General features: G+C 74.1%; 6 protein-coding genes. 1 reads left to right on the top strand and 5 read right to left on the bottom strand.

Going from position 1 to position 12,885, the window contains the following annotated elements:
- Positions 1–81: 81 nt before the first annotated feature.
- On the bottom strand, positions 82–6,072 hold the full coding sequence (locus FHS38_RS05795) for a beta-ketoacyl synthase N-terminal-like domain-containing protein (protein ID WP_221494668.1): 5,991 nt from the start codon (positions 6,070–6,072) through the stop codon (positions 82–84).
- Between the two features lie 514 nt (positions 6,073–6,586).
- Here FHS38_RS05795 and FHS38_RS05790 point away from each other — a divergent pair.
- Positions 6,587–7,192: a 4'-phosphopantetheinyl transferase family protein gene (locus FHS38_RS05790; protein ID WP_311775266.1), complete on the top strand. Its 606-nt coding sequence runs from the start codon at positions 6,587–6,589 to the stop codon at positions 7,190–7,192.
- A 78-nt stretch (positions 7,193–7,270) separates the two neighbouring features.
- Here the strand turns inward: FHS38_RS05790 and FHS38_RS05785 are convergent, their stop codons facing one another.
- The 4 genes from FHS38_RS05785 to FHS38_RS05770 all read right to left on the bottom strand — a co-directional run bounded on the left by FHS38_RS05785 (position 7,271) and on the right by FHS38_RS05770 (position 12,635).
- Positions 7,271–8,608, bottom strand: a complete 1,338-nt coding sequence (locus FHS38_RS05785; RefSeq protein ID WP_184731448.1) for an acyltransferase domain-containing protein — start codon at positions 8,606–8,608, stop codon at positions 7,271–7,273.
- A 43-nt stretch (positions 8,609–8,651) separates the two neighbouring features.
- Positions 8,652–8,960, bottom strand: coding sequence for a hypothetical protein (locus FHS38_RS05780; RefSeq protein ID WP_184731446.1), 309 nt, complete (start codon positions 8,958–8,960; stop codon positions 8,652–8,654).
- Between the two features lie 184 nt (positions 8,961–9,144).
- Positions 9,145–12,432, bottom strand: coding sequence for an ACP S-malonyltransferase (gene fabD / locus FHS38_RS05775; RefSeq protein WP_184731444.1), 3,288 nt, complete (start codon positions 12,430–12,432; stop codon positions 9,145–9,147).
- Complete coding sequence (locus FHS38_RS05770) at positions 12,432–12,635, bottom strand: hypothetical protein (RefSeq protein WP_184731442.1); 204 nt, start codon at positions 12,633–12,635, stop codon at positions 12,432–12,434. The genes fabD and FHS38_RS05770 overlap by 1 nt, the downstream gene beginning before the upstream one ends.
- Positions 12,636–12,885 lie beyond the last annotated feature (250 nt).

Below are 12,885 nucleotides of genomic sequence, written 5' to 3'. Positions count from 1 at the left end.
GTGTTCTCTCCTGGTGATCGGCGATGCGGCGGAGCGTGATCCACGGCCCGGGCGCGCGGGTTGCGTGAAGGTCGGGCCGGGTCAGGTGAAGGTCAGATCGAGCCGGGCCGAGCGGACCGGCTTCGTGGCCGGGCGAGGCTCGGCGGGAAGGCGCCAGAACCGGCTGCGCCGGTAGACGGGCAGCGGCAGCGGGGGCCTGCCCGGTTCGCCGGGGGTGCCGGGCCCCAGCACGACATGGGCGTTGGTGCCGCCGAAGCCGAACGCGCTGACGCCGACCCGGCTGCCGGGCGGCAGGTCCATGGCCCGCGTCACCGGGAAGAACGGCGACTCGGCGAACGCGAAGCGCGGGTTCGGCCGGTCACAGTGCAGGGTGGGCACGAGGCGGCCGTGCCGCAGGATCTGTACGGCCTTGATGAACCCGGCGACGCCCGCCGCGCTGAGCAGGTGGCCCATCGTGCTCTTGATGCTGCCGATGCCGCAGTAGCCGCGGTCGTACGTGTGGGTCCGGTGGACGGTCGTCAGCGCCTGGAGCTCGATCGGGTCGCCGATCATCGTGCCGGTGCCGTGGGCCTCGACGTACCCGATCGTGCGCGCGTCGATCCCGCCGCGGGCGAGCACATCGGCGACCAGGGCGCGTTGGGCGCGTCCGTTGGGGGTGGTGTGCCCCATGGTCCTGCCGTCGTTGTTGACGCCCGACGACTCGATGACGGCGAGCACCCGGTCCCCGTCGCGCTGTGCGTCGGCGAGCCGCTTGAGCAGCACCATCCCGGCGCCCTCGCCGGGGACGAGGCCGTCGGCGGACTCGTCGAAGGTGCGGCACCGGCCGCTGGGCGACAGCGCCTTGCCGGCGCTGAGCATGAGGTAGGGCTCCTCGTCGTACAGCAGGTCCACTCCCCCGGCCAGGGCCATGGACGACTCGCCCGAGGCCAGGCTCTGCGCGGCCAGGTGAATGGTCACCAGCGACGACGAACAGGCGCTGTCGACCACGAGGTTCGGCCCGGTGAGGTCGAGGAAGTGCGAGATGTGCGCGGCCACGAAGTTCTGGTTGACCCCGGCCGTGTACTGCCGGGTCGGGGGTTGTAGGTGCGCGCGGTGGTTGCCCGTCCGCGTACCGACGAAGACCCCCAGCGGTCGGCCCCGCAGCTCGTCCTCGCGGTAGCCGGCGTCCCGCAGGCACTCCACGGACACCTCCAGCGCCTTGCGCGCGAGCGGGTCCAGCTGCCGGGCCGACTCGTCGTCGAAGCCGAAGAACTCCGGGTCGAACAGGGCGGCGTCGTCCAGGAATCCGCCCCACTTGCTCCGGCTGCGCCCCGGGCCGCCGAGCGGGCTGTAGAGCGAGCCTGTGTCCCAGCGGTCGGCCGGCACCTCGGTGACGAGGTCGCGTCCCGCCAGCAGCACGTCCCAGAGCTGTCCGGGGTCGGCGGCGCCCGGCAGGCGGCAGCCCATGCCGATCACGGCGATCGGGGTCGGTTTCCCGTCGGGGGCGGGGGCGGGGGCCGGTTCCTCGACGGGGGTACGCGCGGGCCGTCCGGCCGGGTCGGGGGCGCGGGCGGTGGTGGGTGCGCCGAGCGCGGCGGCGAGCCCGGCGGGCGTCGGGTGTTCCTGGAGCAGGCTCGGGTCGACCGCATGACCGAGCTCCGCTTCGAGGTCCCGCACCAGTTCGGCCATCAGCAGCGAGTCCACGCCGACGTCGCCGAGTACGGTGTCGGGTCCCAGCAGCGCCGGGTCGACCTTGGTCGTCCGGGCCACCAGGGCGATCAGCCACTCGAGGTCCGCCGCCGTACCCGGGGCGGTGCGGGCGGCGGCTCGTTCGGCGGCGTCCGTCGGAACGCCGGCACCGTCGGCGGTCGGGGCGGCGGGTACGGGACGCGAGGGGGCACGCTCCGCCGGGGCGGTGCGCGACGGCGCCAGGAACAGCTCGCCCGCGGCCGGCGACGCGCGCTCCACCCGGCAGGGCAGGACCACGGGTTCGCCGGGCACCCGCAGGGCGAGGTCGAGCAGTTCCAGGGCGTCGCTTCCGTCCAGGTCGGGGATGCCGAGCGCACCGCCGGCGCTCGTCCGCCCGAGTCCCATTCCCACGCCGCGCCAGAGCGGCCAGCGCAGGGCTCGCACCGCACAACCGGACTCGCCGTCGTGGGCGGCGGCGAAGTCGTCGAGCACGGTGTTGGCCGCCGCGTAGTCCAAGTGGCCCGCGGCCAGCCGCGGCACCGCTCCGGCCACCGAGGAGAACAGCACCATGAGCCGCGGTGGCGTCGGCCCGAAGGCCGACCACAGCACCCGCAGACCGTCGGCCTTCGGCCGCAGCACGTGGGAGATCTCCTCGGCCGTCCGGGAGAGGAAGGACGCGGGCGGGTCCATGACGCCCGCGCAGTGGAAGACGGCGTCGATCCCGCCGGCCTGCTTCCTGACGCGGCCGATCAGCCGCCGGAGCGAGGTGACGTCGTCCAGCGCGTCGGTCCGCACGGTCAGCGTCACCCCGCGCTCGACCAGGGCGAGCAGCGCCGTGAGCCGGCCCCGCAGGACCGGGTCGGTGGACGGCGCGGCGGCGAGGGCGGCCCACTGGTTGCGGACCGGCATCCGGGAGCGGCCGACCAGCACGATGTGCCGGGCACCGCGGTCGGCGAGATGGGCCGCCAGTCGCAGCCCGATGCCGCCCAGGCCGCCCGTGATGAGCACCGCGCCGCGGCCGAGGCCGGCGAGCGGGTCGTCACCGGCCGGCGCCGGGGCGAAGGCGGCCACCGGGCGGCGGCGCCGGGGCCCCTCGTAGCGGATCTCGGTCTCCCGGTCGGCCGCCGACGTCTCGGCCCTGACGGCCGCCACGAGTTCGGCGGGGCCGCCGTCCACCCGGACCGTGCGCCCGTGGACGCCGGGGAACTCGCCGGACAGCGAACGGTAGAAGCCCGCGAGGGCGGACCGTTCGGCGCCGCTGACGTGCACGCAGCGCAGCCCGATGCGGGGGTTCGCGGTGAGCACCCGCTGCAGCAGGGCGATCCGCTCGGTGACCCGGGTGCCGGGCGCGGACCAGTCGACCAGGTCGACGACGCCGGTCAGCCCGCTCACCTCGGGCAGCGGGTCCCCGGGGACGTGCACGACGCCGCGGTCCGCGAGCACCGTGCGGGCGAACTCCGGGTCGGTGGTGACCACCAGGAGCCGGCCGTCGTGGACGGCGTCGGGTGCGGGCGCGTCCTCCCAGGTGGTGGTGAGGAACTCGGCACCCGCGACGGGCACCGCCCAGTGCCGGTCGCGGCTGAAGGGGTAGGTCGGCAGCGACACCGGCGGGGCGGCCGGGGTCGTGAACTCCGGGTCCGGGGCGGTGTCCCGGTCCCCGGCCGGTGCCTCGCCGTCGGCCGGCGCGGCCGTGAGGACCTCGGCGAGTTTCACGGCCAGTTCGCCTAGGTCGGCCGCCTCGACGGCGACGCGGCAGGGCAGGGCAGCGCGCCCGGTCTGCAGGGTCCGCGCGATCGATGCCAGGGGCGGGGCGTCCGCGGAGCGGACGACGTCCAGCAGCGCGGCCACGGCCTGGCGCAGGGCCCGCGGCGTACGGGCCGAGACGGGGACGACCACCGGGAGCGGGCCGGTCGTGGCCGGGACGGCCGTTTCGGGCGCGTCCTCCAGCACGACGTGCGCGTTGGTGCCGCCCATCCCGAAGGAGCTGACGCCGGCCCGGCGCGGGCCGCCGCCGGCGGGCGCTTCCCAGGCCGTCCGGCGGAGTTGGAGCCGCAGCGGTGTGCCCTCGATCTTGATCATCCGGTTCGGCCGGGTCACGTTGCGGCTGGCCGGCAGCGTCCGGTGACGCATGGCCAGGATCACCTTGATCATTCCGGCGATCCCGGCGGCCGCCTCCAGGTGGCCGATGCTGGTCTTGACCGAGCCCACGCCGCAGTGCGGCCGCGACGGCTGCGGATGACCCCACTGGTCGTAGAGGCGCTCGAACGCCGCGATCACGGCGGAGATCTCGATGGGGTCGCCCAAGCGCGTGCCGGTGCCGTGCGCCTCGATGTAGCCGACGGTCGCCGGGTCGACTCCCGCCGCGTTGTACGCGGTCACGAGCAGCTCCGCCTGGGCGTCCGGGTCGGGCGCGGTGAAGGACTGTGCCTGCCCGCCGTGGTTGACGGCCACGCCGCGGATCACGGCGTGCACGCGGTCGCCGTCGGCCAGTGCCCGGTCCAGCGGCTTGAGCAGCAGGGCACCGACGCCCTCGCCCCGGACGTATCCGTCGGCGTCGTCGTCGAAGGTGTGACAGCGGCCGCGCGGGCTCAGCACGCCGGTGCGCTGGTAGGCGTGGTGCCGGGCGGGATCGCACAGCACGTTCACACCGCCGGCGAACGCCTGGTCGCACTCACCGGCGCGCAGTGCCGCGACGGCCTGCGCGACGGCCACCAGGGACGAGGAGCAGAGGGTGTCGACGGCGACGCTCGGCCCGCGCAGCCCGAGGGCGTAGGACACCCGGTTGGCCACCAGGGAAGGGGAGACCGCGACGCTCAGGTGCGGCTCGTCGCGGCCGGCGTGCTCGGCGAGGACCGCGGCGTAGTCGGAGTGGCAGACGCCCGCGTAGACGCCCGTGCGGCTGCCGGCCAGCGAGGTGGGGTCCCACCCGGCGTCCTCGGCCGTCGCCCACGCCACCTCCAGCAGCAGCCGCTGCTGGGGGTCCATCAGCGCGGCCTCGCGCGGGCTGATGGAGAAGAACTCGTGGTCGAAGCGGCGGATGTCGTCGAGCAGGGCCGCCTTGTCGACCGGTCCGGGGCGGGCGGCCGTGTCCCAGCGGTCGACCGGGACGGCACGGACGGCGTCCTCGTCGCGGCCCAGCAGGTCCCACAGCTCGGGCACGCTCGGCGCGCCGGGGAACCGGCCGGCCATACCGACCACGGCGATCGGCGCCCCCGCGTCGGAGCGGGGCATGGCAGGCGGCACGGCCGGGGCCGGGCGCTCACCGCGCAGCACGCGCGCCATGGCGGCGACGGTGAACGCCTGGAACATGGTGCTGGGGTCGATCTCCAGCCCGCTCTCGTCCCGGGCCCGGGCAGCGGCCTCCGACAGCGCCAGGCTGTCCAGTCCGCGCCGGCGCAGGTCGTCGTCCGCGGTCAGCGACCCGGCGGGCTCGTCGAGCACGCTTTCCATCAGCGCCAGGAGTCGGGCTTCGACGTCGTCGGGTGCGGGCGGGCCGCTCTCGAAGTCGGCGGGCGCGAGGGCCGTCCGCGGTGCCCGGGGGGCCGCGACCGGGGCTCCCGCGGCGTCCCACAGGGCCGCGCAGGCGCCGGGCCGCACGAGCCGCTTGACGCTCTCCAGGCGGGCGAGCGGCCTTCCGTCGCGTTCCCGCAGCAGGGACGACGTCAGGACCACACGGTGGTCCGCCTCCAGTCGGCAGTCGTCCAGGCGGTAGCGCACCGCGTCGTCGATGCCGCAGTTGCCGAGGTAGACGATGTCGCGGCTGAGGGTGACGGCCTCGACGGCCCACTCGCCGTCCGGCACGAGCGACTGGACGTAGTTGCGCTCGCAGCGGTCGTTGATGTGCGGGTACGAGGCGAAGTACAGCAGGCCGGCGGCGTTCATGTCCGCGAACGGGTTGAGTTCGTACGTGTCGCTGAACAGGCCGGCGGCGTCGGGGGCCGGAGCGGTCCGTGCGCGTAACTCGCGGTGGAAGTCCAGGTGTTCCGCCGTCGGCCGGGCCACCGGGGCGCGGCCTTCGGGCCGCGGGGTGCCGGGGACGAGCCAGTTGCCGGCGCCGCGGTGGACGAAGGCCGTGAGCAGCCGGACGTCGACGTGCGCCGTCGCCGTGGCGAAACGGATGTCGCTGACGAACGTCTGCTCGTCGATCTTGGTCAGTGCGCCGCTCAGCTCTCCCTCGTCGTGCTCGGTGAAGGACCGCAGCGAGTCGGCCGCGATGAGCCTGGCGCGGGTGAAGGCGGGCAGCAGCCGATTGCCTTCGGTGTCGGCGAGTTCGGCGACGGGAACGCCGAAGTGCTCCCCGATGAGGGACCAGTGGAGATCACCGGTCTCACGTAACAGCCAGTTCTCGGACAGACCATTGACGGAGAGTGCGGGAAGCCCCAGAACAGCCGGCCGGGTCAGCATGCGGGCACGCACGTGAACCGGACGAGTGGGGCGGAACCGCGAGCGCCATGGCCTGAACGCGACCATGACGAACGGCAGCGCTGCCTCGTCACCTTCCCCACCCTGCGATGTGTTGCCATGAAGTCCCCCCAGCGGCACGGCGATCCGCCGACGCTAGCGGGCCCTCGGACGTACCGTCGTGCACAGGAAACCCAACCTTGGTCATTGAGGCCGGAAATCGCGCTTCGACGGAACGCATCTTGGTCGATCGTGCTCACTTCTGCGAGGTTAGGCTTCGTTCATGACAGGCATTCAGGAACCGCGTTTCCGTCCGAACGATGCGATACGGACACCCGGTTCAACAGGGTGGAACACCGCAGATCCCCCCTCTGAGGCCGGTGGCGCGAACCGCCCGCACCCGGCCGTCACCGGCACCGGAACCGCCCTGCTGGCGGGGCTGTTCCCGGACGTGTCCGTCGTGGAACTGTTCACGGACCCCCCAGGCGTCCAGTTGTACCCGCAGGAGGCCGACCTCGTGGCACGCGCGGTTGACAAACGCCGACGCGAGTTCACCACCGTCCGGCTGTGCGCGCGCACGGCGTTGGCCGGGCTCGGCATCGCTCCCGGGCCGATTCTGCGCGGCACCCGTGGCGCCCCGATCTGGCCCGAGGGGATCGTGGGCAGCATGACCCACTGCGACGGCTACCGCGCGGCGGCGGTCGCCCGGAACACGGCGGTCGCCTCGGTCGGGATCGACGCCGAACCCCACGCCCCCCTGCCCACGGGCGTCGAGAAGCTGGTGGCACTGCCCGAGGAGCGGCGCACGCTGGACCGGCTCAGCACCTCGCACCCGGCCGTGGCCTGGGACCGGCTGCTCTTCAGCGCCAAGGAGAGCACGTACAAGACGTGGTTCCCGCTGACCGGCCGGTGGTTGGATTTCAGCGACGCCGTCATCACCCCCGACCCGGAGGACGGCACCTTCACCTGCGCGCTGAACGTCCCCGGCCCGGTGGTCGGCGGGCGCCGGATCGACCGTTTCACCGGACACTGGCGGACCCTCACCCACGACGGCGCCGCGTACGTGGCCACCGCGATCGTGGTGCCGGGGACCGGACGCCCCCACCTCACCGACGGCGGGTGATCGGCACCCGGCCGCGGCGATCAAGACCTGCGCGACCGGCTCGCTCGGCCAGGACCACCTGCTCCGCTCTTCCCGCCCCTACCCCGCCGCCTCGGCCGGCACCGGCCTGGGCAGCCGCACGGCGTCCAGCACGGCGGCCTGGTACGGGGTCAGGGCCGTCGCGGACCCGCCCGGGGACAGCGCCGCCCAGTTCGGCTCGCGTCCGCAGGCGTACAGCGCGCCGAGTGAGGAGAGCACCGAACGGCGCTCCTCCCGCCGTCTTCCGGAGGGCAGCAGCCAGCCCTGCCGTTCACCGCTCTCCAGCGTCTGCCGGACGGGGCCGATCAGCACGGGGTGGGCGCTGACCTCGACGAACACCTCGTGCCCCGCGGCGAACAGGTTCTCCACCGCGGCGGCGAACCGCACGGGCTCACGGAGGTTGCGCACCCAGTACGCGGCGCCGAGGTCGGTTCCGGGCACCGGCTCGGACGTCACGGTCGAGTACATCGGCACCCGGGTGGGGGTCGGTACCAGCGAGCGCAGGGCGGTGTGGAGGTCCTCGCGCAACTCGTCGACGTAATGGCTGTGCGAGGCGGCCGTTGCCTTGATCACGCGGCAGTAGACGTCCCGTCGGGCCAGCTCGTCGACGAGCGCGGCGAGCGAGGGGGCGTCACCGGCCAGGACGGTCGACCGGGGGCTGTTCTCCCCGGCGACGCCGATCCCGCCACCGCCGGCCTCGGCCAGCGCGTGCGCCTCGGCGGGCGAGAGTTCCGTCGTGACCAGTGCCCCCTTGCCGGCGATCCGGCGCAGCAGCGCGCTGCGCCGACAGGCGATCATGACGGCATCGCGCAGGGTCAGCGCACCGGCGGTGTGCGCGGCGGCGACCTCCCCCATGCTGTGCCCGACGACCGCGTCGGGCACCACGCCCCAGCTGCGCCACAGCGCCGTCAGGGCGATCTGCAGGGACACCGTCGTCGGCTGCAGGACGTCCAGTTCGTCCATGCGGGCCGTCTCGGGGGGCAGTCCCAGCTGCTCGACGACGGAGAATCCCGCGAACTCGCGCACGAGCCGGTCGCAGCGGTGCAGCGTCTCCCGGAACACCGGCTCGGTGGCGATCAGTTCGCGGCCCATGCCGTCCCACTGGGCGCCCTGTCCGGCGAAGACGAACACCAGCGGGGGACGCCGGGTGGCGAGCTCCGCCGGGATGCGCTCCACCTCGCCCGCGCGCACCGCTTCGAGCTGCTTCTCCAGTTCGGTGTACGACTCGACGGCGAACGCGACGCGGTACGGGCCGGCCGTGCCCGTCGCGGCGTCGTGGCAGTACCGGGCCAGCGGTCGAAGGGTTCCGCCGGCGCGGATCCGCTCCAGATGCGTGTGAAGGAGCGCCTGCAGGAGGTCCTCGGTACCGGCGGCGACGGCGAACAGCCGTACGCTCACGTCTCCCCCTTTCGGCCCGAACGGCGTGACGCCGGAGGGCGGTTCATCGGCGGACGGCGATCTGGTGACGGTAGCTCTCCATCGGCAGTCCGCTCATCCACGGCACGATGCCCAGCTTGCCGCGTCGCCGTGGACGAAGCGCAGCGCGTCGCCCCGGGACAGCGTGGCCGTCCCGCGCGCGACGGCCTTGGCCGCCCTTGCCGGACAGGGTGGCGGCCATGTCGTGGCCGGTGGCGCCGGCCGACTTCACGGTGGCGGCCTTTTCGCCGCTGTGCGGGGCGCCGGACCCGTCGAGGTCGATGTCCGCGAGACCGCTGGTGAAGGCGGTCATGGCGTCAGGGGTGGCGCTCATGGGCGGTCTCCGATGGGCGGGGCGGGGTCGGTCACGCGTGTCGCCGCGCACCAGGGCCGAAGCCGTCGGGCGCCTCGGCGGGGGCCGGGCCCGTCGTGACGGGCCGGCGGTGTCGTGTCGTGCTCGGTGTCGCTTCGTGCCCGTGTCGTGCTCGGTGTCGCTTCGTGCCCGTGCCGGGCACGGGTCAGAGCGCCGGGCGGACGACCGCGGCGGCCTCGGCCATCAGGAGGTCGGCCAGCTCGTCGGCGTGCCGGTCCCGCCAGGCGTGCAGTGGCGAGTCGGCCAGCCACCGGTTGCAGGCGCCCAGCGCCGGTCCGCAGGGGATCTGGTAGTCGGCGACGCGGCCTTGCGCCCCGTCGATCGCCCAGGTGCTCGCCTGTACGCAGTACCAGCGGAAGACCAGCGCCATGCGCCGCTTGGGGTCGAGCGCCGGCTCGGCGGAGCGGCCGAGGCGGGCGTGGACGTCCTCGAACGAGGCGCCCAGGTAGTCGCGCTCCACCTTGGACCGCACCGCGGCGGGTACCGCGTCCCAGGAGTCGTAGTTGCGCCACAGGTCGTAGAGCTTTCCCGCGCGGGCGTGGAAGAGCACGCCCTTGCGCAGCACGCGTGCCCGGCCGCCCAGTTCGAACAGGTCACCGTAGGGCGCGAACGCGGTGTCGTGCACGTCGGCGTCCTGGAGCAGGTCCTTGGCCGCGGCGCTCATCCCGCTCTCGGCCGTGCACAGGTTGACCGAGCCGGTCAGGACGAAGTCGGCGCCCAGCACGAACGAGGCCGCGGCCGACTCGGGTGCGCCGATTCCGCCTCCGGCCCCGATGCGCACCCCCTCGGCGACGCCCCCGAGCTCCGTGCGCAGCCGGCGCAGCGCCGGCAGCAGCGCCCACAGGGTCGCCAGGTCGGAGTGGTCGCCCGCGTCGCCCACCGCGCAGACGTCGTCCGCCAGCGCGACGCGCTCCCCGGCGGCCGCCTCCTCGGCGGTGAGCAGGCCCTCGGCCACCAGCCGCCGCGCCGACGCGGCGGGCGGCGGGGACAGGAACAGGCGGGCGGCGTCCGGCCGGGTCACCTTCGCCAGCAGCTTGCGGGGCACGTGCACCGTGCCGTCCGCAAGCACCCGGGCTCCGGTCAGACGGTGCCGCACGAGCGCGGGTGTCACCTCGACGTGGGTGGCGGCCTCCACGAACCGGACGTCGTGGCGGACCAGCACGTCCACCAGGTCGGCCTCGGCGCGCGGGTCGAAGGGGTCGTGCGTGACGTTGACCCCGAACGGCGCGCCGGCCGGGACGCGCTCGCGGATCCGGGCCACCGCCGTGGCCACGTCGGCGGCGGCGAGACCCGAGGCGCCGAAGTAGGACAGCAGACCGGCCCGCGCCATCCGGGCGACCATGTCGACCGAGCTGACGCCGCGGCGCATACCGCCCGCGGCATAGGCGAGACGGACGCCGTAGTCGCGCCGGAAGGCGTCCGACCCCAGCGGCTCGGGGCGCGCGGGTTCGGTTCGGGCCGGCGCCGGCCGCCGCGGGGCGGCGGGCGCGGATACGTCCGCGGCCGGGAGCGCGGTCGCCTCGGTGCGGACCCGGGCGACGAGCTTGGTCAGCACCTGCCCGGGGCCGAGCTCCCGCACCCGGAAGTCGCCCCGCCCCATCAGGAGCCGGATACTGTCCGTCCAGCGCACCGGTGAGGCGATCTGGCGGCGCAGGGTGGCGGCCACCTCGCCCGCCTCGTACGGCTCGGCGTCGACGTTGCTGATCACCGGGATCTTCGGCGCCGCGAACCCGGTGGCGTCGAGCAGCCGTCCGAACTCCTCGGCGGCGGCCGCCATGTACCGGCTGTGGAACGGCGCGCTGACGTTGAGCGGCGCGCAGCGGGCGCCGGCTCCCTTCAGCAGGGGCAGTGCCCGGTCGACCGCCTCCACCGGGCCGGCGATCACCGTCTGGGTCGGCGCGTTGTAGTTGGCGATGTCGAGCTCGGTGAGGCCGTTGTCCCGCAGGACCCGCTCGACGAGCGCGGCGTCGACCGCCGACACGGCGGCCATCGTGCCGCCCGTGACCTGTCCCATGAGCCGGCCGCGCTCGGCGACCAGGCGCAGCCCGGTCTCGAAGTCGAAGGCACCGGCGGCGAACAGGGCGGCGAACTCGCCGAGGCTGTGCCCGAGGACGTAGTCCGGCAGCCGTCCTCCCTCGCCGACGGCCGCCAGCCAGGTGAGGGAGTTGACGACGTACAGCGCAGGCTGGGTGTACCGCGTGTCGCGCAGGTTGCGGCCCGGGTCCTCCAGGCACAGCTCCCGGAGGGAGTAGCCGAGTACGGCGTCGGCGCGGGCCACCAGGTCGGGGAAGCGGTCGAAGACCTCCAGGCCCATCCCCTTGGCCTGCGCGCCCTGTCCGGGGAAGACGTAGACGTCGAGCGTCCGCCCGCCGGGGGCGGGCGGGCCGGGCGTCACCGCGGGAGCGCTCACGGGGTTCACCTCGGTTCGTCGTGCGGGGGTGGCAGGGGCCGCGAGGCGTGCGGGGGTGGCAGGGGCCGCGAGGAGAGGCCGCGTGTCGAGGACGGCCCGGTAGAGCACCTCGTCACGGGCGTACGGGGACAGCAGCGGCAGGACCTTGGACCGGCTGCCGTCCGGCAGGGCCGCGCGCACCAGGTTGGCCAGGGACCCGGACGGCCCCAGGTCGAGGAAGAGCAAGTCGTCCCGGGCGAGGAGCGGGCCGAGGGCCCGGGTCAGGTCGAACGGCTCCCGCAGCACCTGCCACAGGTGGGCCGGGTCGGGCAGGTGCACGGCCGCGCCGGTGGTGCCGGAGATCAGCGGAAGCGTGGCGGGCCTCATGGCCAGTCGGCCGATGAGGTCCTTGAACGGGCCCTCCACCGGGTCGATCAAGGGCGAGTGGAAGGGGAACAGCACGGGCAGCCGCTGGCAGAGGACGCCCGTGGCGGTGAGGTGCCGCTCGATGCGGTCCAGGTCGTCGGCCGTCCCCGCCAGGACGAAGTGGTCCGGCGAGTTGACCGCGGCCACGTGCGCGGTCGCCAGGACGGGATCGCGCCGGGCGAGACCGACGTCGGCCAGGACCGCGAGCATGCCACCGCGGGGGCACTCCGTCTCGAACAGGTCGACCTGGCGCAGCAGGGAGCGCAGGCACTCCCGGGGGTCGACCACGCCCGCGACGGCGGCGGCCGCGACCTCGCCCAGGCTGGCACCGAGCACCGCACCGGGTTCAAAGCCGTGCGACCTCAGCATCTCCGCCAGGGCGTACTCGACCATGAAGATCGCCGGCTGGGTGAGCGCGAAGCGCGTCATCGGCAGCTCGGGGCCGTGTCCGCCGCCGTGGATCGCCTCGATCACCGAGTCGCCGCGGACGTCACGGACGACCGCGTCGAGGGAGTCGAGGGCCTCGCGGAACACGGGGTCGGCTCCGTGGAGCCACTGGCCCATGCCGTGGTACTGCGAGCCCTGACCCGCGAACAGGAAGACCGGCGTGAGGGTCATCAGGCACGCGGGGAGGACGCGAGGACCTGGTGTCCCGTCGGCAACTGCGTCACGGACTCCACGGTCGTGGTGGCGCCGGTGCGCAGGATGCCGACGCCGTTGTCGTATCCCCAGTCGTGCAGGACGTTCTTCAGCAGGTAGCGGTCGGCGCCCGCCAGGGCCCGGGCGAACCAGCCGCTGACGGCGAGCTTGAGGATGTCCATGGGATGTCTCCCTTTCACGGGTCCCGTCGGGCGAGCCGGCGCAGCCGGTCGACCAGCGCGGCAGGGGTCGGGGTCGGCTGATTCCTCGACCGTCTCCGATCAGGCCAGGCTGGATCCTAGGGGCACACAATCCGCCCTGTCCAAGTAAACGATCATGGATCGCACCAGCCCGAACTGCCCGGAACTCTCCGGTGAATTCGAGCCATGGCCAATAAATTTCAGACACACAGCGATGGGGCTTCATGCACCC

This window comes from Streptomyces netropsis, from assembly GCF_014203545.1.
GTDB lineage: Bacteria > Actinomycetota > Actinomycetes > Streptomycetales > Streptomycetaceae > Streptomyces > Streptomyces netropsis.
This window is presented reverse-complemented; position numbering and strand designations above follow the sequence as displayed.